The organism is Nocardioides sp. LS1 (assembly GCF_003865225.1).
GTDB lineage: Bacteria > Actinomycetota > Actinomycetes > Propionibacteriales > Nocardioidaceae > Nocardioides > Nocardioides ginsengisegetis.
In genome coordinates, this window is the sequence record NZ_BIFF01000006.1 from 1 (window position 1) to 18,976 (window position 18,976).

Consider the following 18,976-nt stretch of genomic DNA (forward strand, 5'->3'; position numbering starts at 1 on the left):
ACCGGCGAACTCCTCCGCGAACTGACCATCGACCCCAACAGGGACTACCAGCCACGAACCCCGAAATGACGAACACCCGAACCCACTTCCGTGGGTTCGGGTGTCCTCGATGTCCTGAGACATCACATTTGTAGCGGGGGCAGGATTTGAACCTGCGACCTCTGGGTTATGAGCCCAGCGAGCTACCGAGCTGCTCCACCCCGCGTCGGTGAACAGAACCTTACGGGATGGGCTGATCGGGTCCAAATCGGGGGTCTCGACAGGCTCGACCAGCGGGACTACTTCTTCTGCTGGGCGGCGAGGCTGGCGGCGTCGGCGACGAGGTCGCGGCCGATCTGCACCTGGCGGGCGTACTCCACCGGGTCGCCGGCCCTGAGGGCGCGGTCGGCGGCCTCGAAGGCGCCCTCGGCGGCGGCGAGCTTGGTGCGGATCTGGGCGCTGAGCGAGCTGTTCCCGTTCCCGTTGCCGTTGCCGTTGCCGTTCCCATTGCCGTTGCCCCCGTCGGGCGGCGTGACGGTGCCGTCGACGCCGAGCACGTCGGCCAGCGCTTGGTGGAGGGTCGGGCCGATGCCCACCTCACCGCCGTACGACGCGAGCACGAACTGCAGGCTCGGGTAGCCGGACGTGGAGCCGGCGCGGACGGCGTAGACGGGCTCGACGTAGATCAGCCCGTCCGCGACCGGCAGGGTGAGCAGGTTGCCGAAGATCGGCGGCGCGTCACCGGACTGGAAGGGCAGCAGCGCGGCGCGCACGTCGCTGTTGGAGGAGAACTTGTTGGCGATCAGGCCCGGGCCGTCGGTGCGCGAGTCGGGCAGGACCAGCGCGCGCATGCGGCCGTAGGTCGACGGGTCGGTCGCGTCGGAGTCGACGGAGACGAAGGCCGCCAGGTTGCTCTTGTTGTACGGCGTGAACACCGACGTCAGCGAGAACGTGCTGCGCTCGCCGCCACCGTCGACGGGCTGGTCGACGAACAGCCGGTAGGGCGGCTGCAGGTGCCCGTTGGTGTTGGGGTCCTCCGGCACCGACCAGCGGTTGTTGCCCTGGTAGAAGTCGCCGGCGTCGGTCACGTGGTAGCGGGCGTACTGGAACCGCTGCACCTTGAACAGGTCCTCGGGGTAGCGCAGGTGCTGCAGCAGGTCCGGCGGGATCTCCGACTTGTCCTTGACGGTGCCGGGGAACGCGCTCCGCCACGCCTGCAGGATCGGGTCGGTCTCGTCCCACGCGTAGAGCGTGACGGTGCCGTCGTAGGCGTCGACGGTCGCCTTGACCGCGTTGCGCATGTAGTTGATCTCGTCGGTCGGCAGCGTGCGGATGCCCGCGTTGTCCTGCAACGAGTCGTCGGTCATGTCCTTGAAGGAGTCCTTCTCGGCACCGGGGTAGCGATCGGTGGTCGTGTAGCCGTCGAGGATCCACTCGACCCGGCCGTCGACGACGGCGGGATACGGGTCTGAGTCGATGGTCAGCCACGGCGCGAACTTCTCGACGCGGTCGCGCGGGTTGCGGTTGTAGAGGATCTGGCTGTTCTGGTTGACCCGCTCGGACAGCAGGAAGTTCGGCTCGCCGAACTTCACGGCGTACATCAGCTGGTTGAAGAACCCGCCGATCGGCACGCCGCCGGTGCCGTCGTACGTCGTGGTGTCGTCCTTGGCGTTCTCCGCCCCGGAGTCGGTGTTGGCCAGGTCGAGCTCGACGTCCGCCCCGCCGGGGGCCTTGCCCACGATGGAGTAGTCGGGGCTCTGCTCGCCGAAGTAGATGCGGTTCTCGAAGTCGCCCAGCGCGTGCTGCGCCTGCGGCTCGTCGGCCGTCGGCAGGCCCTCGGCCCACTGGATGCTGGTCGCCTCGGCCTTGTTGTTCTCCGGACGCTGGTTGGCGTAGGCAGCGACCACGCCATTGCCGTGGGTGTAGACGGTGTGCAGGTTGGACCAGTTCTGGTCGCCTGCGTTGATCCGCGACTGGTCGAGCTCGCGGACCCCGAGGACCAGGGCGCGGTCGACGCCGCCGATGTCGTAGCGGTCGACGTCGAGCACCGGCGCGACGGAGTAGTAGGTGCGCGGCTGCTGGTTCTGCTGGAAGGTCTCGCGCACGAGCTGCGGGTCGACCAGCGGCGTCGACGAGGTCTGCCCGTCGAGCTGGGCCAGCTGTCCGGTCGAGACCGAGGAGTTGCTGGTGTAGTTGGTCTCCTCGACGTCGCTGACGTCGTACGCCGCCCGCGTGGCCTGGATGTTCTTGGAGATGTACGGCGCCTCCTTGTCCGCCTCGGACGGCTTGACCTGGAACTGCTGCACGATGCCCGGCCAGATCAGGCCGAGCAGGACGGCCGAGAGCGCGAGCAGCGCCAGCCCGACCGACGGGAGCAGCCAGGTGCGGCGCCAGACGTTGAGGAAGAACAGCACGGCGCAGATGACCGCGATGCCCATCAGGATGTTCTTGGCCGGCAGCACCGCGTGGTCGTCGGTGTAGGTCATGCCGGTGATCAGGCCGCCGGACTGGTTGACCAGGTCGTAGCGGTCCAGCCAGTAGTCGGCCGCCTTGGCCAGCACGAAGACGCCGAGCAGCACCGACAGCTGCGCCTGCGCCGCCCCGGACAGCCGGTCGTGCGAGGTCTGCAGCCGGATGCCGCCGTAGAGGTAGTGCACGATCGCGGCCGCGAGCAGCGCCACCACGGCGACCGCGAGGGTGAAGTCGACGAGGTAGTGCAGCCACGGCAGGTCGAAGACGTAGAAGCCGATGTCCTTGTGGAAGTAGGCGTCCTTGGCGTGGAACGGCACGCCGTTGCGCCACAGGAGGTAGTCGCGCCACTCCCCCACCGACGACGTGCCGGCGAAGGCGCCGAGCACCAGCGAGATCCCGACGAGCAGCCAGGTGCGGATCGGCGTGACGGCGTCGCGGTAGCGGTCCAGCCCGGTCTGCTCGGGCGAGTGCGGGCGGAAGATCGGCCGCAGCCGGTAGGCGAGGTAGATGTTGGCGCCGACCACGATCGCCATCAGCGCGCCGAAGACGAGGAACAGCCCGGTCTTGGTCCAGAAGAGGGTGGAGAAGACCTCGCCGTAGCCGCCGGCCTTGTACCAGAGCCGGTCGGTGTAGAGCCCGGCGAAGGTGGAGAGCCCGAAGAAGGCGAAGACGAGCACGACGCCGGTGATGACCAGCGCGCGGGAGCGACGTCCGGGCCGCTCGGGCGGCGGGGTGTCGCGCGGGTCGTCGTCGAAGAGCTCGCTCACCGGTCAGTCCTCCGTGTGTTCGTCATCGGTCAGCGTGGCGCCGAGCAGCGCGAGGAGCTGGGGCACGAGGTCGGCCCCGCCCACCACGGACTGGTCGTCGTCGTGGGCGCGCAGCCGCAGGGCGCAGTACGTCGATCCCGCGCGCGTGGCGCCGGCGACGATCCGGACCTCCTGCCGGTCGGGGTGCTCGCGGGCGAACTCCTCCGCGCCGGCCGGGTCGTCGGGGATCTGGTCGTCGGCGTCCGGGGGCAGCACGAGCCGCTCGACGACGGCCGCACAGCCGGCGACGCCGTCGGGCCACACGATCGACTCGAGCACCGTCTCCAGCGGCCGGTCGGGGGCGAGCTGGTCCTGCTCGACCGGGGTCAATGACCCCTGCGCCGAGGACGCGTCGAGCCCCATCGCCGAGGCCAGCGCGGGCTCCTGCGCGACCAGGCGGGCCGTGTCGACCAGCGCGTAGAGGCGGGCGGGCTGGTCCCAGCCGCCCTGCGCGATGTGCTGCTCGATCTCCAGGACTGCCGCGGCCAGGGCCGGGTCGACGTCGAGGTCGGCCGTCAGCTCGGGGCTGAGGTCCGGGTTGAGGTCGGGCTGGTCGTCAGTCACGGGTCACCATTCGCTCGTGGGTCACTTGTCGGTGCAGGAGGGCAGGTCGGCGTCGTGGTCCTTGGCCCAGGCCTCGATCGAGGCCACGGCGTCGTGCATCGTCGTCGCCTTCACCAGGCGCATGTCCCCGTTGGGGGCCTGCAGCGCGTCGCTGCAGTTGTCCGGCGGCACCATGAACAGCTGGGCGCCGGCGTCGCGGGCGCCCACGATCTTCTGCTGGATGCCGCCGATCGGTCCGACGTGGCCCTTCGCGTCGATCGTGCCGGTGCCGGCCACGATCGCGCCGCCGGTCAGGGATCCGGGCGTCAGGGTGTCGTAGATGCCGAGGGAGAACATCAGGCCGGCGCTGGGCCCGCCGATGTTGGGGTCGATCTTCACCGACACCTGGAAGGGGAAGACGTAGCCGATCCCGATCTGGATGCCGATCTTCGGCGAGCCGTCGGTCTCGACCGGCGTGACCTGCACGGTGACCGACTTGCCGTCGCGCCGGACCGTGAGCGGCAGCGAGCTGCCGGGTGGGGTGTTGCCGATGGCGTTGGTCAGGTCGTCGCTCTGCCGGACCGTGACGCCGCCGACCTTCTCGATGATGTCGCGCACCTTGAGCTTGCCGTCGGCCGGCGCACCCTTGGTGACGCTGAGGACCTCGAGGGCCGGCTTCACGTCGTACCCCAGCTCGTGCAGCGCCACCGCGGTCGCGTTGTCCTGCGAGGACACCATGTCGACGGCGCCCTCCTGCTGGTTCTGCTCGGGCGTCTCGTTCTGCTGGTAGACCGCGTCGTAGGGGTAGACCGCGTCCTCCTTGCTGATCCAGTCGTGCATCAGCGTGAAGAGCGTGACCTTCGAGGGCCGCGGCTGGGAGACGTAGACGGTGGTCATCCGCAGCTCGCCGTTGTCGCGGTAGGTCTTGTGGCCGGTCACCTGGATGATCTCGCTGCCGTGCGTCTCGGCCAGCACGTCGAGGGTGAGCCCGGGCTCGTAGGTGACGTAGGGCAGACCCTCCGTCCCGGCCTTCCACCACAAGGCGACCAGAAGGGGCGCAGCGATGAGGCCGGCCACGATCCGCTGCGTCATGCGGCCAAGCCTCTCACCCGGCGGCAACTGACGTGGCGCAGGTCAGGAAACCCTGCGCGAGGGGCGTACGGCGATGCCGGTGCTGCGGTCGCGCGCGGGCGTGCGCGCGGCGTAGGGAGTGGGCCGCTTCGGCTCGCGCTGCATCGCGGCGGACAGCCGTGCGACGGCCACGTCCCGGGTGACCTCGCCGCGGCCCTCGCGGCCCAGCCAGCTCACCCACACCATCGCCACGGCCGTGACGACGACGGGCGGCACCAGCCAGAAGAGGATCTCCACGCCGCAAGGGTAAGGAGCCGCGGACCTTGATCCCGGCAGGCGCACCGGTCTCGGCAAGCTCGACCACCGGACTACGGCGAGCCGACCCACTCCTCGGTGCCGTCGCCGAACTGCTGGTGCTTCCAGATCGGCACCTCGGCCTTGAGGGTGTCGATCAGCGCCCGCGACGCCGCGAACGCCTCGCCGCGGTGGGCGGTCGTGGTGGCCACGACCACGGCGATGTCGCCGATCGCGAGGGTACCGACGCGGTGGACGGCGGCGACGCCGTGCACGTCGTACTCCTCGGCGACGCGCTCGCAGACCTCGCGCATCTTGTCCAGGGCGGTGGGGTGCGCGGAGTAGTCCAGTCCGTCGACGTCCTTGCCGCCGTCGTGGTCGCGCACGCGGCCGACGAACAGCGTCAGGCCGCCCGAGGCCTCGTCATCCAGACAGGCCACGACCTCCGCCACGTCGAGCGGGGTGTCCCGGATGGCGACCAGGCGGACGGCGGGATTGCTCACGTCCCGACCCTAGTGGGCGGGCTCGCGTCTTGCCGCTGCCGCGTACGGTTGGGGCATGAGCGACGACCCCGGCAAGAACTCCGACGAGCCCGAGGAGAGCGGCCAGAACCCCTTCAAGGGCACGCCCTTCGAGCAGCTGTTCGGTGCCGGCGGGCTCGGCGGGCTGGGTGGCGCCCTCGGCGGGATGGGCCTCGGTGGCCCCGGCGGCCAGATGCCCGACCTCGGCCAGCTCTTCAGCCAGCTCCAGTCCCTCATGCAGCCCCACGAGGGCACCCTCAACTGGGACTACGCCCTCGACCTCGCCCGCAAGAGCGCGGCGCGGACCAGCGACCCCTCCCCCACGCAGAAGCAGAAGGACGCCGTCGCCGACGCCGTGCGGCTGGCCGACCACTGGCTCGACGAGACCACCTCGTTCCCCTCCGGCGTCACCTCGACCGCGGCCTGGAGCCGCGCCGAGTGGATCGTCGGCACCACCGACGTCTGGAAGGTGCTCGTCGAGCCGATCGCCGAGGGCTCGGTCAACGCGCTCGGCGGCGCGCTGCCCGAGGAGGCCCGGGCCATGTCCGCGCCGATCCTCGGCATCCTCGGCAAGGCCGTCGGCGCCATGCTCGCCACCCAGATCGGCAGCGGCCTCGGCGCGCTGGCCGGTGACGTGCTGAGCGTCTCCGACATCGGGCTGCCCCTCGCCCCCGCCGGCAAGGCGGCCCTCGTGCCCGCCAACATCGCGGCCTTCGCCGAGGGCCTCGACGTCACCGAGGACGACGTGCTGCTCTACCTCGCGCTGCGCGAGGCCGCCCACCAGCGCCTGTTCGCCCACGTGCCGTGGCTCCGCGAGCACCTCATCGGCGCGGTGGCCGACTACGCCCGCGGCATCGAGATCAACGCCGAGGGCATCCAGGGCCGCATCGAGGAGCAGATGCGCGGCGTCGACCCGGCCAACCCCGAGTCGATGCAGGAGCTCCTCGACGGCGGCCTCTTCGACCTGCCCAAGTCGCCGGCCCAGGAGGCCGCGCTCAACCGCCTCGAGGTCACCCTCGCCCTGGTCGAGGGCTGGGTCGACGAGGTCGTCGGCCAGGCCACCCACGAGCGGATGCCCGCCGCGACCAAGCTCCAGGAGGCGTTCCGGCGCCGCCGGGCCGCCGGCGGTCCCGCCGAGGAGACCTTCGCGACGCTGGTCGGGCTCGAGCTGCGCCCGCGCCGGCTGCGCGACGCCTCCACGCTGTGGGGCTCGCTGCGCACCCGGCAGGGCACCGAGGCCCGCGACGGCGTCTGGATGCACCCCGACCTGCTGCCGACGGCCGCCGACCTCGACGACCCGCTCGGCTTCCGCGAGGACGCCTCGGCTCCGGCCGAGATGACCGACGACGACTTCGACGCCGGCCTCAAGCGCCTCCTCGACGGCGAGTGAGCCTCCACACCGACGCGCTGGCGGTGCTCAGCGGCTGGGTCGCGCCCACGCCCGCCCAGGACGAGCTGCGCCAGCGGTACGTCGACCACCTGGCCGCGCACGACGACGGGGTCTGGCGCGGTTGCTTCCCCGACCACCTGACCGCCGGCACGCTCGTTATCGACGAGTCGCGTGAGCACGTGCTGCTCAACCTGCACCGCAAGGCGCGCCGCTGGTTCGCCTTCGGCGGTCACTGCGAGCCGGGCGACCGGACGCTGGTCGACGCCGCGCTCCGCGAGGCGCGCGAGGAGTCGGGGCTGGCCGACCTCCGCTTCGACCCCGTCCCCGCACACCTCGACGAGCACGCCGTGCCGTTCTGCGACCCGCGCGGCGAGGTGCGCCACCTCGACGTCCGGTTCGTCGCCCAGGCACCGGCCGGGGCCGAGCACGCCACCAGTGACGAGTCGCTGGACGTGCGCTGGTGGCCCGTCGACGACCTGCCCGATCTCGAGCCGGAGATGCACGAGCTGATCGCGGTCGCCCGCGCCAGGTTCGCCTGAGCGCCCTCCGCGGGGCTCAGTCGGCCTCGGCCTCGTAGCCCGGCGGCAGCGTCAGCTTCGCCGCGGCGGACCAGCCGAGCAGGTAGCCCTTCGCCCGCTCGGCGTGCGGGTAGCGGTCGACCCACGCCCAGAACTTCGCGTCGTGGCCGGTCTCCAGCAGGTGCGCGAGCTCGTGGACCAGCACGTAGTCGATGACCCAGGCCGGCATCCCCTGCAGCCGCGCCGAGAGCCGGATCGTGCGGTCACCGGGCGTGCAGGAGCCCCACCGCGACCTCTGGTTCTCCACCCAGCGCACCGACTCGGGCCGGGGCAGCCCGCCGAGGTACTTGTCACTGAGCCCGAGGGCGCGCTGCAGCAGCACGTCGTCGGAGGGACGCCGGCGCTTCTCGGACCGCTCGAGCCGCGCCAGCATCGTCTCGACCCACTCGGCCTCCTCCTTGCGGGAGAGCGAGGCGGGGATCATCACCACGATCCGGTCGCCGTCGCGGTAGGCCGAGACGGTACGCCGGCGACGCTTGGAGCGACGTACCTCCACCTCGGGTCGCGGCGGCTCGGTGGTCATGGCTCAAACTAACCGTTCGCCCAGCTCAGCAGGCGCTCCTGCGGCCAGGTGTTGACGATGCGGTCCGGGTCGATGCCGGCCGCCTCGGCCCGCTCGCAGCCGTAGACGAGGAAGTCGAGCTGTCCGGGGGCGTGCGCGTCGCTGTCGATGGAGAACAGGCAGCCCAGGTCGCGGGCCAGCTCGAGCAGCCGTGTGGGCGGGTCGCGGCGCTCCGGGCGGGCGTTGATCTCGACCGCGACATCGTGCTCGACGCACGCCGCGAAGACCGCCTCCGCGTCGAACTGCGAGCCCGGGCGCGTGCCGCGGTTGCCGGTCACGAGCCGGCCGGTGCAGTGGCCCAGGACGTTCGTCCGCGGGTTGCGGATCGCGCCGATCATCCGCTTGGTCATGGCCGGCGCGTCCATGGCCAGCTTGGAGTGGACGCTGGCGACGCGGACGTCGAGGCGGGCCAGCAGCTCGTCGGTCTGGTCGAGCCCGCCGTCGTCGAGGATGTCGACCTCGATGCCCTTCAGGAGGGTGAAGCCGGTGCCGGAGAGGTGGTCGTTGACGGCGTCGACGACGTCGAGCTGGCGGGCCAGCCGCTCGGCGCTCAGTCCGCGGGCGACCTTCAGCCGCGGCGAGTGGTCGGTCAGCACCTGGTAGTCGTGGCCGAGCTCGATCGCGGTGAAGGCCATCTCCTCGATGGGCGAGCCGCCGTCGGACCAGTCGGAGTGGGAGTGCAGGTCGCCGCGGAGCCTGGCCCGCAGGTCGGCTCCCCCGGTGGTCAACGGGCCGCCGTGCTCCTGCTCCAGCTTCGCGAGCCGCTCGGGCACGACGCCGGCCACCGCGTCGGCGATCACCTTCGCCGAGCTCGCGCCGACGCCCGGCAGCTTCGTGACCGTCCCGTCGGCGACCGCCGCCGCCAGCTCGTCGGCGGACAGCGGCAGGATCGCCGCGGCCGCGCCGCGGAACGCCTTGACCTTGTAGGTGTCCTCGCGCGCCCGCTCCAGCAGGAAGGCGATCCTCCGCAGGGCCGCGACCGCGCCCCCGTCGTACGCCTCCGACACGCCTGGACCTCCCGATTTCTTTTCTCCACAGCCCGTGGACAGACATTCTTGCTGGTCAGCGCGCCGTACGTCGCCCCGGTGCCGCGCGAATCCACAGCGTTCTCCCGGTCGGAGGGCGGTTCTCCACCGGTCCGGCCGCCTCGTCCACAGGGTTGTCCACAACCTTGTCCACAGGCTGGGAGTCGGATCCGGTGGACTCCGTTGACCGCGCCCGGCCGCGCTCGTAGCGTCTGCGGCAGACGAGGCCCCCGGCCCGTCGACCGACACGAGCAAGGGGAAGGCACGTGTCGCGAGACGGGCTCGGGGGTCTCTTCACGTCCAGCGGCCCTCAGCGGCCCCGGAACTCCGGCGCCCGCTTCTCCTGCGCGGCGCGGATGCCCTCCTGCAGGTCCTCGGTGGCCAGCGTGATCGGCTGCGCCATCGCCTCCCACTGCAGGCAGCTCTCGAGGTCGGCGTGGCCGCCGCCCTGCAGCGCGAGCTTGGTCAGCTTGCTGGCGATCGGCGCGGTCGCGGCGATCCCGGCAGCGGTCTCGACCACCTCGTCCAGGAAGCTCGTCGGCTCGACGACCCGCGAGACCAGGCCGAGGCGGAGCGCCTCGTCGGCGTCGACGACGCGCCCGGTGAGCAGCAGGTCGCGGGCGTGGGCCTCCCCCACGACGTTGGGCAGCAGGTAGGTGCCGGCCATGCCGGCGTGCATCCCGAGCTTCACGAACGGCACGCCCATGCGGGCGCCGGAGGCGGCGTACCGGATGTCGCAGGCGAGCGCCATGCACAGCCCGGCCCCGATCGCGGGACCGTTGATGGCGGCGATGGTCGGCACCTCGAGCTTCCGGATCGACAGCCAGGACCGGTAGAACGCCAGCATCCGGGTGCGCAGCCGGTCGACGGAGGCGTCCGGCTCGCTGGCGATCCAGCTGGTGTTGCCGCCCGAGCAGAACGCCGATCCGGCCCCGGTCACCACGACCGCACGCACGCTCGGGTCGGCGGCGATCGCGTCGACGGCGGTGACCCAGGAGGAGGTCATCTCGTCCGACATCGCGTTGCGCATCTCGGTGTTGTCCAGGGTCAGCAGGACCACGCCGTCACGCGGGCGCTCGACGCGCAGGTGCGGCAGGGTCATCTCAGGGGTGGTCGACATGCGCACAACGTACTGAGCGCGCTCGCGACACGCCGTGACCCGCTTCACGCAAAACGGTGCGCCTGCGCACGCTGGGCGGGCGTGTGCCGTAGGGTCGAGGCGGCTCGACGGCAACCGCTGTTGGGCTTCCGGCGGGCTTCCCTTTATCCCCGTCGCGACGACCGAAAGAAATACATAGGCAAGGAGGCCGTCATGGCGGAGACCTGGAGCGGCGAGTTCTACTGCGTGAAGTGCAAGGAGAAGCGCGAGGCGGAGGGCGAGGTCAAGGTCAACGACAAGGGCACCCGCATGGCCAAGGCCGTGTGCCCCGTCTGCAGCACCAACCTCAACCGCATCCTCGGCAAGGCCTGATCGCGAGAGATCGCCCCACGAGTTGAGACGGCGGCGCCGCCCGGTCCACGTGACCGGCGGCGCCGCCGGCCATTTCGGGGGTTGGGCCCGGGCGCCTGTGGAGAGCGTCGGCGGGCGGTCGGGCTCCCGTGCCATCGTGCCGGGATGACCCTGCTCCCTGACGGCCTGCCAGTGCGGCCGGTCCTGCTGCCCGGACTGCGCGTCCTGCGCCGCGACGAGGACCACCTGCAGGTCGGCATCGACCCGCCGCGCCGCCTCGTGGTCCCCGACCTGTCCGAGGTCCGGGCCCTGCTGGAGGGGCTGCGCCGAGGCACGCCCGTGCGCCCGTCCACCCCGATCGGTCACCGCACCCTGGCCGCCCTGCACGAGGCCGGGCTGCTGGTCGACGCCGACGCGCTCGACGCCGCGCTCGCCGCGGCGGCGGACCGGGCGGCGACGGCGTCGGTCTTCGCCGAGCACGGCACCGACGCGCTGCGCCGGCTCGCGGCCCGACGCGACGCGCGGGTGGCCGTCCACGCGGCGCCCGACCTGGCGGCCCCGCTCACCGACCTGCTGGTGCGGTCCGGAGTCGAGCCCGTCGAGGACGACGCCGACCTCGTCGTGGTCGCCACCGACACGGTCGTGCCGCGCGCCGACCTCGACCACCTGGTCCGCGAGGGACTCCCCCACCTGGTCGTGTCCGGCGGCGTCGTCGGCCCGTTCGTGGTGCCGGGGACCACGGCCTGCACCCGCTGCGTCGACGCCCACCACGCCGACGCCGATCCGCGGCGCTCGCTGCTGCTCGAGCAGTGGCCGGACCGTCCCGCGCCCGGGCCGGAGCCGCGTGACCCGGTCCGGACGGCGCTCACGCTGGCGTGGGCCGTCCGCGAGGTGGTCGGCGTGCTCGACGGTGACGAGCCGGCCACGTGGTCGGCCACGCTCGAGGTCGGCGCGACCGGCGGTACGTCGCTGCCGCGGCGATCGACGTACGCCCGGCATCCGCACTGCGGCTGCTCGTGGGGCGACGCGCTGGCGGGGTAGCCCGGACTACCAGTACTCGCTGTCGAGCTTGCCCTCCATGGCGCGCAGGTTCGCGCGCGAGCAGGTGTCGCAGTAGGTGCGCCGCCGGCCGTTCTCGACCGAGATGCTCCACGTGAGGGTCTTCGCCTCGTCCTGCTCCTGGCGCCCGCAGAAGTCGCAGGTGGTCACGGACTGCGTCATGGCGCCAACCTACGCCCCGCCGACTTCCGGCGGGCATGACAAGAGCCGGGCACGACGACGGCGTCATGCCCGGCTCTCTGTGTCACCCGCGATCAGGTGTTCCTACCCGGAGATGTGCGCCCGACGGGCGCCGTGCTCCGGTCCTACAGTGCGCGGGCGAGGGCGAGACGTGCCTGCTGCGCGGCCAGCTCGGCCTTGCGGCTGAGTCGGCGGGAACGGGCCAGAAGGTGACCCTGTCGCAACTGCTGCGCCTCTCCCAGGCGCGCGGACATTTGCGCGCGGGCCAGGTTTTCGTGCATGAGACTCATGGTGGTGCTCCGGTTCTGTGCAGTGTTCATGGGATGGGTTCCAGGTCTTTCGTTGTCGGGCGACGGCGGACGCTTACGCGGCCACCTCGTTCTTGCGAGGGCGGCCGCGGGGCCGCTTGCGGGGGATCACCACTCCCTGGAGGAAGAGCTCACCGCCCCAGACGCCCCAGGGCTCACGTCGTTCGAGAGCGCCGTCGAGGCACAGTGCCTGGACCGGGCAGTCCTGGCAGAGCGTCTTGGCGAACTCCACGTCGGCGGGAGATTCGGCGAACCACAGTTCCGGGTTGTTGGCCCGGCACGGCAGCAGCTCGACGTCCACCTGGCCGGCCTGGTCATGAAGATGTCCCAGGGTCGGCTCGGCAGCCCCATCGTTGCGGTCGAGAACGCTGATGGTCATGTGTCACCTCCTTCGTCTGACCTGATCGCGTCGGGTGTTGCAGGAAACTTGGGGGTTCGTGCGACTCGTCCGGGGAAACAGAAAGGCCGCGGATCCCGGTGAGGGTTCCGCGGCCTGGAGGCTGCCGATGCTGTTGACGATGTCAACAGGTCGGTGGTCTCCAGGCAGTGGTCCCCGGGAAGGTGCCCTGGGCGTAGCCCGGGGCTCCCGTGATGACGAGGGCGGCCTTGCGGTCGCGGAGCACGGACGTGGTCGCAACCGGGGTGCCGCAGATGCCCGCGGTCGTCACGAAGGCGTGGCCGGATGCGGGCATGCCGAAGGACGACGGGATCTGAACCGCCATCTGGGTCAAGGTGTTGATCATCAGGGCCACCTCCTTCGGTGAGTCGGGCGCCGGCGTTGTCAAGGCCGAGTGCGCGGGTTGCTGTGCTGGAAAACTATCGCGCGTTCCGTGTAATGGGCAAACGATTTACTGGGTATTTCTCAAAAAAAGTTGGAAATCGGGCTCAGCGGAGCAGGGCGAGCACGTCGTCGCCGTACTTGTCGAGCTTGGACCGGCCTATACCACTGATCTTCAGCATCGCCTCGGGCGTCGTCGGCCGGTGCTCGGCGATGAGCTGCAGGGTGGCGTCGGTGAAGACCACGAAGGCCGGCACGCTCTCCTCCCCCGCCCGCTCCTTGCGCCAGTCACGCAGGCGCTCGAACAGCTCCTCGTCGTAGGACGCCGGGCAGTCCTCGCAGCGGCCGCGCTTCTTCTCCGGGCCGGAGTGCAGCGGCTTGCCGCACTCGCGGCAGCTCGCCACCTTGCGGTTGCGGGCGGCGGCCTGCTCAACCTTGTGGTCCTCGGGCAGCAGCGGGTCGAGGAAGCGCGAGGGCTTGCGGCTGCCGCGACCGCCGGGGTTGCGGGCCAGCGCCCAGGACAGCGCGAGGTCGACCCGGGCGCGGGTCATGCCGACGTAGAGGAGTCGGCGCTCCTCCTCGATGGCGGCCGGGCCCTCGGCGTAGGTGATCGGCAGGGTGCCGTCCTGGAGGCCGCAGAGGAAGACCGAGTCCCACTCGAGGCCCTTGGCGGCGTGGAACGTGGCCAGGGTGACGCCGTCGGCGACCGGGGCGTGCTGCTCGGAGGCCCGGCGGTCGAGGTCGTCGACGAAGCTGCCGAGGTCGGCACCGTCGGTCTTGGCGAACTCGGTGGCCTGGCTGACCAGCGCCTGCCAGGACTCCCAGCGGTCGCGGGTCTGGCCGCGGGTCGCCGGCGCCTGCTGGGTCCAGCCCATGCCGGCCAGGGTGCCGTGGACGGTCTCGAGCAGGCCCTCGGGGCCCTCGCCGCCCTCGCCGGAGCGCGCGGCCCCGCGGAGCCGGGTCACCGCCTCCCGCACCTCGGGCCGGTCGAAGAACCGCGCGGCGCCGCGGATGACGTAGGGGATGCCGCGGCTGGTGAGGGCGTCCTCGAAGGCCTCGGACTGGGCGTTGATGCGGAACAGGACGGCGACCTCGGCCAGCGGCCGGCCCTGCTCGCGGAGCTTGGCGATCCGGGCCGCGACGTGCTGGGCCTCGGCGACCTCGTCGGGCAGCGCGGTGTAGGTGACCGCCGGGCCGGAGGGGCGCTGGGCGCGCAGCTCGACGCCCTTGCTGGCGGAGCGGGCGAGCAGGGTGTTGGCGGCCTGCACGACCTCGGGGCTGGAGCGGTAGTTGCGGACCAGCTCGATCGAGGTGGTGCCGCGGTGCTTCTGGGCGAAGTCGCGCAGGTAGGAGGCGTTGGCGCCGGCGAAGGAGTAGATGGTCTGCGCCGGGTCGCCGACCACGCACAGCTCGTCGCGGCCGCCGAGCCACAGGTCGAGCAGCGCGGACTGGATCGGCGAGACGTCCTGGAACTCGTCGACGACGAACCATTTGTACTGGCGCCGGACCTGGGCGGCGACCCGCTCGTCGTCGGCGAGCATGCCGGCGTTGAAGAGCAGGACGTCCTCCATGTCCATCCGGCCCTGGCTGCGCTTGACGTCCTCGTAGGAGCCGAAGACGCGCGCCACCGTGTCGGCGTCGTGGCCGGTCACCGAACGACCGCGGGTCGACGCGACGCGGGCGTAGTCGTCGGGGTGGACGTTGCTGACCTTGGCCCACTCCACCTCGGAGGCGAGGTCGCGCAGCAGCGCCTGGTCGGCGCTCAACCGATGCTTGCGGGCGGCGGTGGCGAGCAGCCCGATCTTGGACTCGATCAGCTGGGGCAGCTCGGTGCCGTGGACGGTGGGCCAGAAGTAGCGCAGCTGGCGCAGCGCCGCGGAGTGGAAGGTCCGCGCCTGCACCCCGCCCGCACCCAGCGCCCGCAGCCGGCCCCGCATCTCACCCGCGGCCCGGGTGGTGAAGGTGACGGCCAGCACCTCGGTCGGCGCGTAGACGCCGGTGGCCACCCCGAGGGCGATCCGGTGGGTGATCGCGCGGGTCTTGCCGGTGCCGGCACCCGCCAGCACCCGCACCGGACCGCGCAGCGCCTCCGCGACCCGGCGCTGCTCCGGGTCGAGCGCCGCAAGAAGGTCGTCGGGGGTGGGCATGGAGGAACAACTCCTGGGGAAGGATGGTTGAGACTTCGTTGACTTGCACGACCCTAGACGCCGGAGGCGACAGTTCGAATGAGTGGTTCCTTCACGATGTACTCCACCCCGTGGTGTGGCTACTGCCACCGCCTCAAGGGGCAGCTCGACCGCGAGGGGATCGCGTTCGAGGTCGTCGACATCGAGCAGAACCCCGAGGCGGCGCAGATCGTCGAGTCCGCCAACAACGGCAACCAGACGGTGCCGACGCTGGTCTACTCCGACGGGTCCGCGCACACCAACCCGTCGCTGATCCAGGTCAAGGAGAAGCTGGCCGAGCTGGCCAGTTGAGGTCTCGAGACGGTTGCTGCGCAACCTCCTCGACCACCGAATGACGGCCAGTGGTCGTCACCAGGTGCCCGGCAGCGGGCCGCCGTACCAGTGCTCGACGAGCGAGCGGGAGATCGAGACGCCGCCGGGGAGCACCAGTGAGCCGTCCTCGGCGCCGGCCTTCATCTCGGCACGCGTGAACCAGCGCGCGTCCTCGATCTCGTCCTCGTCGACACGGATGTCGGTGGAGTCGGCGCGGCCGATGAACCCGAGCATCAGGCTGGCCGGCAGCGGCCAGGGCTGGTTGCCGAAGTACTCCACGTCGCCCACCCGGATGCCGACCTCCTCGGCGACCTCGCGGCGTACGGCGTCCTCCAGCGTCTCGCCCGGCTCGCAGAAGCCGGCCAGCGTCGAGTAGCGGCCCTCGGGCCAGACGGCCTGGCGCCCGAGGAGGCAGCGCTCGGACTCCGAGCCCGGCTCCCCCGACGTGACGAGCATGATCACGGCCGGGTCGGTCCGCGGGAACTGCGCCTTGCCGCAGCTCGTGCAGACGAGCTCGTGGCCGGCGTTGCGGGGCTCGAGGCCGCCCGCGCAGCGGGGGCAGAACTTCGTGGCGTAGAGCCACTCCGCGAGCCCGATCGCGTGGAAGACGAGCGGGGCCTCGGGCAGCCCGCCGTCGGCCAGGTGCGGCAGCACGCCGCGCAGCCCGAACCACTCGGACTTCTCCCCCGGCGCGACGGCCGGGTCGACGACGACGGCGAACCAGGTGCGGCCGTCCTGCTCGCCGAGCAGCACGCGCAGCCCGTCGGGGGCCTCCTGCGGCGAGACCCAGTCGAGGCGGCCGTCGACGGGCCGGATCCGGGTCCCGGAGACGACCAGCACCCGGCTGTCGGGGTCGGCCCACCTCTCGTCGAGCCAGGCCTCGTCGCCGCGGCGTACGCCGCTGCGGTCGTGCGGGTTGGCGGACAGCTTCACGTGCGGGAAGGTCACGCGGTCGAGGCTAGTACTCCCCCGGGAGTGGCCTAGGCTGCCCCCACGTGAGCACCCACATCGGAGCACAGCCCGGAGACATCGCGCCCGTCGTCCTCATGCCCGGCGACCCGCTGCGTGCCAGATGGATCGCGGAGAACTTCCTCGACGACGCCCGCTGCTACAGCGAGGTGCGGGGCATGTACGGCTACACCGGCACCTGGCGCGGCCACCGCGTCTCGGTCCAGGGCAGCGGCATGGGACAGCCCTCCCTGGCCATCTACGCCAACGAGCTGATGTCGGAGTACGACGTCACGACCCTGATCCGGGTCGGCTCGTGCGGCGCGCTGAGCGAGAAGCTCGCCGTCCGCGACATCGTGATCGCCTCCGGCGCCTGCACCGACTCCTCGATGAACCGGATCCGGTTCGAGGGGCTCGACTACGCCCCGGTGGCGGACTTCGGGCTGCTGCGCGCGGCCCACGACGCCTCCACGTCGCTGGCCGGCGACGCCGCCGTGCACGTCGGGCTGATCTTCTCCGGCGACTCGTTCTACAGCCCGCGGCCGGAGCTGGTCGGGCGGATGGTGGAGTACGGCGTGCTCGCGGTCGAGATGGAGGCGAGTGCGCTCTACACGCTCGCGGCGAAGCACGGTGCGCGGGCGCTGGCCGTGTGCACCGTCTCCGACCACATCGTCACCGGTGAGGAGACCACGTCGCAGGAGCGCGAGCAGACCTTCGGCGCCATGATCGAGATCGCCCTCGGCGCCGCATTCTCGCGGGACTAAGCGGTCACCGCCGGGCGTTCACCTTCCGTGGACGTCCTCGACTCGCTGGTCATCGGCGCCGGCCAGGCCGGCTTGTCCTCGTCCTACCACCTGCAACGGCTCGGCATCTCCCACGTCGTCCTCGACTCCGACCCCGCCCCCGGCGGGGCCTGGCAGCACCGCTGGGACTCGCTGACGATGCGTGACGTGCACGGGGTCGCGGCGCTGCCCGACGCGGGCTCGCCCGGGCTGTCGGAGCGCCGCGCCAACGTCGTGGTGCCGGCGTACTTCTCCGACTACGAGCGCGAGCACGCCCTCCCCGTCCTGCGGCCGGTCCGGGTGGACCGCGTGACCGACGACGCGGGCGTGCTGGTGGTCCACGCCGGCGACCGCGCCTGGTCGGCCCACACCCTGGTCAACGCGACGGGCACGTGGTCGCACCCGTTCGTGCCGCGCTACCCCGGCATGGACACCTTCGCCGGCGAGCAGCTGCACACCGTGGGCTACCCGGGCGCCGAGCACTTCCGCGGCCGACGGGTCGTGGTCGTCGGTGGTGGCGCGTCGGCCGTGCAGTTCCTCGGCGAGCTGGCCCCCGTGACGGAGACGATCTGGGTCACCCGGCGCGCGCCGGTGTGGCGCACCGACGACTTCACCCCCGACGCCGGCCGCAGGGCCGTCGCGCTGGTCGAGGAGCGGGTACGCCGTGGCCTGCCGCCGGCCAGTGTCGTGAGCGTGACGGGGCTGGCGTTGCGCGAGCAGGAGCGCGCCGCCGAAGGGCTCGGTGCCTACGCACGCCGGCCGATGTTCTCCTCCGTCGAGCCCGGGGGCGTGCGGTGGGCCGACGGGTCCTACGAGCCGGCCCACGTGATCCTGTGGGCGACCGGCTTCCGTCCGGCGATCGGGCACCTCGCACCGCTCCGCCTGCGCTCACCGCAGGGCGGCGTGCAGCTCGACGGCACCACGGCGGTGGCGGACCGACGGGTCCAGCTGGTGGGCTACGGGCCGTCGGCCAGCACCATCGGCGCCAACCGCGCCGGCCGGACGGCCGCCCGCGGTGTGGCCCGGTGGCTGGACGAGCTGGACGGCAACGCGCTCAGCACCACCGGCTGAGGCTCACCCGGAGTAGGGCACCTCGGCCTGCCAGCCGGCCTCGTCCTGGGTCGCCGCGGCGTGGATCGCCTCGGCCACCCGGTCGGGGGTGAACGCACCCTCGCGCGCGAGCGTGCCGCGCACGGTCACCGACACCGCCCGGATGCCGTCGGGCTCGAGGGTCTTGTCCAGGCTGATGACCAGGTTGCGCAACCCGGCCTTCTGGACCCCCAGCGAGGCGGCGCGGTGCCACGGCTGGTCGGCGGCCATGCTGCCGGTGGCCGTGACCCGGCCGCCGCGCGAGAGGTAGGGCCGGGCGGCCTGGACGGCGGTCAACAGCCCACCGACGCCGAGCGCGACGTCCTGGAGCAGCTCGGGGACGGTGAGCTCGAGCGGGTCCTTCTCGCGGAAGGCGCTGGGGTTGAAGTGGAGGACGTCGATGCGGCCGAAGTGGTCGCCGAGGGTCCGGATCGCGTGGGTCGCCGACTCGGTGTCGGTGAGGTCGGCGACGACGGTCTGGACGTCGGCGCCGTCGATGCTGGCCTTGAGCTCGGCCAGCGGGCCGTCGTCGATCCCGATCAGGCCGACGTCGTGGCCGTCCTGCGCGAACCGGCGGGCCACCGACCCGCTCACCCCCGGACCTGCTGCCACGACCACGATCACCGGCTTGCTCATGGGTCGA

Annotated in this window: 22 protein-coding genes and 1 tRNA gene; 7 read left to right on the forward strand and 16 right to left on the reverse strand. The window is 71.8% G+C overall.

Going from position 1 to position 18,976, the window contains the following annotated elements:
• Window positions 1-131 precede the first annotated feature (131 nt).
• From EJF31_RS17560 to EJF31_RS17585, 6 genes are all read right to left on the reverse strand, one after another.
• Window positions 132-205: transfer RNA gene (locus EJF31_RS17560), tRNA-Met, on the reverse strand.
• A gap of 73 nt (window positions 206-278) precedes the next feature.
• Window positions 279-3,218, reverse strand: coding sequence for a UPF0182 family protein (locus EJF31_RS17565; protein ID WP_125038485.1), 2,940 nt, complete (start codon window positions 3,216-3,218; stop codon window positions 279-281).
• A gap of 3 nt (window positions 3,219-3,221) precedes the next feature.
• A complete protein-coding gene (locus tag EJF31_RS17570; protein ID WP_221767646.1) occupies window positions 3,222-3,821 on the reverse strand; it encodes a PPA1309 family protein in 600 nt (199 codons plus the stop codon).
• Between the two features lie 21 nt (window positions 3,822-3,842).
• Entirely contained in the window at window positions 3,843-4,892 is a 1,050-nt protein-coding gene (locus EJF31_RS17575) for a PDZ domain-containing protein (protein WP_125038486.1), read from the reverse strand.
• A gap of 42 nt (window positions 4,893-4,934) precedes the next feature.
• A complete protein-coding gene (locus EJF31_RS17580; RefSeq protein WP_185736339.1) occupies window positions 4,935-5,168 on the reverse strand; it encodes a hypothetical protein in 234 nt (77 codons plus the stop codon).
• Window positions 5,169-5,239: 71 nt separating this feature from the next.
• A complete protein-coding gene (locus EJF31_RS17585; RefSeq protein ID WP_125038487.1) occupies window positions 5,240-5,668 on the reverse strand; it encodes a molybdenum cofactor biosynthesis protein MoaE in 429 nt (142 codons plus the stop codon).
• Between the two features lie 55 nt (window positions 5,669-5,723).
• Here EJF31_RS17585 and EJF31_RS17590 point away from each other — a divergent pair, with 55 nt between their 5' ends.
• Window positions 5,724-7,076: a zinc-dependent metalloprotease gene (locus EJF31_RS17590; RefSeq protein WP_125038488.1), complete on the forward strand. Its 1,353-nt coding sequence runs from the start codon at window positions 5,724-5,726 to the stop codon at window positions 7,074-7,076.
• The gene (locus EJF31_RS17595; protein WP_221767647.1) at window positions 7,073-7,615 is read left to right on the forward strand and encodes an NUDIX hydrolase; all 543 of its coding nucleotides are present in this window, start codon (window positions 7,073-7,075) and stop codon (window positions 7,613-7,615) included. The genes EJF31_RS17590 and EJF31_RS17595 overlap by 4 nt, the downstream gene beginning before the upstream one ends.
• A gap of 16 nt (window positions 7,616-7,631) precedes the next feature.
• Here the strand turns inward: EJF31_RS17595 and EJF31_RS17600 are convergent, their stop codons facing one another.
• The 3 genes from EJF31_RS17600 to EJF31_RS17610 all read right to left on the reverse strand — a co-directional run bounded on the left by EJF31_RS17600 (window position 7,632) and on the right by EJF31_RS17610 (window position 10,361).
• Window positions 7,632-8,177 carry a M48 family metallopeptidase gene (locus EJF31_RS17600; protein WP_125038489.1) on the reverse strand — a complete coding sequence of 182 codons (546 nt, stop codon included), beginning with the start codon at window positions 8,175-8,177 and terminating at the stop codon, window positions 7,632-7,634.
• A gap of 8 nt (window positions 8,178-8,185) precedes the next feature.
• Window positions 8,186-9,223 carry a PHP domain-containing protein gene (locus tag EJF31_RS17605; protein WP_125038490.1) on the reverse strand — a complete coding sequence of 346 codons (1,038 nt, stop codon included), beginning with the start codon at window positions 9,221-9,223 and terminating at the stop codon, window positions 8,186-8,188.
• A gap of 328 nt (window positions 9,224-9,551) precedes the next feature.
• On the reverse strand, window positions 9,552-10,361 hold the full coding sequence (locus tag EJF31_RS17610; RefSeq protein ID WP_221767648.1) for an enoyl-CoA hydratase/isomerase family protein: 810 nt from the start codon (window positions 10,359-10,361) through the stop codon (window positions 9,552-9,554).
• A gap of 192 nt (window positions 10,362-10,553) precedes the next feature.
• Here EJF31_RS17610 and EJF31_RS21960 point away from each other — a divergent pair, with 192 nt between their 5' ends.
• Both EJF31_RS21960 and EJF31_RS17615 read left to right on the forward strand, forming a co-directional pair.
• Complete coding sequence (locus tag EJF31_RS21960) at window positions 10,554-10,712, forward strand: DUF5679 domain-containing protein (RefSeq protein ID WP_091115022.1); 159 nt, start codon at window positions 10,554-10,556, stop codon at window positions 10,710-10,712.
• Window positions 10,713-10,856: 144 nt separating this feature from the next.
• A complete protein-coding gene (locus EJF31_RS17615) occupies window positions 10,857-11,732 on the forward strand; it encodes a hypothetical protein (RefSeq protein ID WP_125038491.1) in 876 nt (291 codons plus the stop codon).
• A 6-nt stretch (window positions 11,733-11,738) separates the two neighbouring features.
• Here the strand turns inward: EJF31_RS17615 and EJF31_RS21965 are convergent, their stop codons facing one another.
• The 5 genes from EJF31_RS21965 to EJF31_RS17635 all read right to left on the reverse strand — a co-directional run bounded on the left by EJF31_RS21965 (window position 11,739) and on the right by EJF31_RS17635 (window position 15,163).
• Window positions 11,739-11,912 carry a hypothetical protein gene (locus tag EJF31_RS21965; RefSeq protein WP_182541638.1) on the reverse strand — a complete coding sequence of 58 codons (174 nt, stop codon included), beginning with the start codon at window positions 11,910-11,912 and terminating at the stop codon, window positions 11,739-11,741.
• Window positions 11,913-12,055: 143 nt separating this feature from the next.
• Window positions 12,056-12,211 (reverse strand): hypothetical protein, encoded by a 156-nt coding sequence (locus EJF31_RS17620; RefSeq protein ID WP_246377084.1) that lies wholly within the window; start codon window positions 12,209-12,211, stop codon window positions 12,056-12,058.
• A gap of 82 nt (window positions 12,212-12,293) precedes the next feature.
• Window positions 12,294-12,617 carry a WhiB family transcriptional regulator gene (locus EJF31_RS17625; RefSeq protein ID WP_125038493.1) on the reverse strand — a complete coding sequence of 108 codons (324 nt, stop codon included), beginning with the start codon at window positions 12,615-12,617 and terminating at the stop codon, window positions 12,294-12,296.
• A gap of 142 nt (window positions 12,618-12,759) precedes the next feature.
• Window positions 12,760-12,981 (reverse strand): hypothetical protein, encoded by a 222-nt coding sequence (locus tag EJF31_RS17630; RefSeq protein WP_125038494.1) that lies wholly within the window; start codon window positions 12,979-12,981, stop codon window positions 12,760-12,762.
• Window positions 12,982-13,123: 142 nt separating this feature from the next.
• Window positions 13,124-15,163 (reverse strand): ATP-dependent DNA helicase UvrD2, encoded by a 2,040-nt coding sequence (locus EJF31_RS17635; RefSeq protein WP_125038495.1) that lies wholly within the window; start codon window positions 15,161-15,163, stop codon window positions 13,124-13,126.
• 78 nt (window positions 15,164-15,241) lie between these two features.
• On the opposite strand from EJF31_RS17635, the gene EJF31_RS17640 reads away from it, so the two are divergent.
• On the forward strand, window positions 15,242-15,493 hold the full coding sequence (locus tag EJF31_RS17640; protein ID WP_125038496.1) for a mycoredoxin: 252 nt from the start codon (window positions 15,242-15,244) through the stop codon (window positions 15,491-15,493).
• 57 nt (window positions 15,494-15,550) lie between these two features.
• Here EJF31_RS17640 and nudC read toward each other — a convergent pair whose 3' ends face one another.
• A complete protein-coding gene (gene nudC / locus EJF31_RS17645) occupies window positions 15,551-16,462 on the reverse strand; it encodes an NAD(+) diphosphatase (protein ID WP_125038497.1) in 912 nt (303 codons plus the stop codon).
• A 47-nt stretch (window positions 16,463-16,509) separates the two neighbouring features.
• Between nudC and deoD the strand changes: the two genes are divergently transcribed.
• Both deoD and EJF31_RS17655 read left to right on the forward strand, forming a co-directional pair.
• The gene (deoD, locus tag EJF31_RS17650; RefSeq protein ID WP_125038498.1) at window positions 16,510-17,226 is read left to right on the forward strand and encodes a purine-nucleoside phosphorylase; all 717 of its coding nucleotides are present in this window, start codon (window positions 16,510-16,512) and stop codon (window positions 17,224-17,226) included.
• Between the two features lie 27 nt (window positions 17,227-17,253).
• Complete coding sequence (locus EJF31_RS17655) at window positions 17,254-18,315, forward strand: NAD(P)-binding domain-containing protein (RefSeq protein WP_125038499.1); 1,062 nt, start codon at window positions 17,254-17,256, stop codon at window positions 18,313-18,315.
• Window positions 18,316-18,318: 3 nt separating this feature from the next.
• Here the strand turns inward: EJF31_RS17655 and EJF31_RS17660 are convergent, their stop codons facing one another.
• Window positions 18,319-18,969: an SDR family oxidoreductase gene (locus EJF31_RS17660; RefSeq protein WP_125038500.1), complete on the reverse strand. Its 651-nt coding sequence runs from the start codon at window positions 18,967-18,969 to the stop codon at window positions 18,319-18,321.
• Window positions 18,970-18,976 lie beyond the last annotated feature (7 nt).

Coding starts and splice junctions, on each gene's coding strand:
- EJF31_RS17575 (WP_125038486.1), bottom strand. CDS start 4,892: ATGACGCAGCGGATCGTGGCCGGCCTCATCGCTGCGCCCCTTCTGGTC.
- EJF31_RS17590 (WP_125038488.1), top strand. CDS start 5,724: ATGAGCGACGACCCCGGCAAGAACTCCGACGAGCCCGAGGAGAGCGGC.
- EJF31_RS17600 (WP_125038489.1), bottom strand. CDS start 8,177: ATGACCACCGAGCCGCCGCGACCCGAGGTGGAGGTACGTCGCTCCAAG.
- EJF31_RS17610 (WP_221767648.1), bottom strand. CDS start 10,361: ATGTCGACCACCCCTGAGATGACCCTGCCGCACCTGCGCGTCGAGCGC.
- EJF31_RS21960 (WP_091115022.1), top strand. CDS start 10,554: ATGGCGGAGACCTGGAGCGGCGAGTTCTACTGCGTGAAGTGCAAGGAG.
- EJF31_RS17615 (WP_125038491.1), top strand. CDS start 10,857: ATGACCCTGCTCCCTGACGGCCTGCCAGTGCGGCCGGTCCTGCTGCCC.
- EJF31_RS21965 (WP_182541638.1), bottom strand. CDS start 11,912: ATGACGCAGTCCGTGACCACCTGCGACTTCTGCGGGCGCCAGGAGCAG.
- EJF31_RS17620 (WP_246377084.1), bottom strand. CDS start 12,211: ATGCACGAAAACCTGGCCCGCGCGCAAATGTCCGCGCGCCTGGGAGAG.
- EJF31_RS17625 (WP_125038493.1), bottom strand. CDS start 12,617: ATGACCATCAGCGTTCTCGACCGCAACGATGGGGCTGCCGAGCCGACC.
- EJF31_RS17630 (WP_125038494.1), bottom strand. CDS start 12,981: ATGATCAACACCTTGACCCAGATGGCGGTTCAGATCCCGTCGTCCTTC.
- EJF31_RS17635 (WP_125038495.1), bottom strand. CDS start 15,163: ATGCCCACCCCCGACGACCTTCTTGCGGCGCTCGACCCGGAGCAGCGC.
- EJF31_RS17640 (WP_125038496.1), top strand. CDS start 15,242: ATGAGTGGTTCCTTCACGATGTACTCCACCCCGTGGTGTGGCTACTGC.
- EJF31_RS17660 (WP_125038500.1), bottom strand. CDS start 18,969: ATGAGCAAGCCGGTGATCGTGGTCGTGGCAGCAGGTCCGGGGGTGAGC.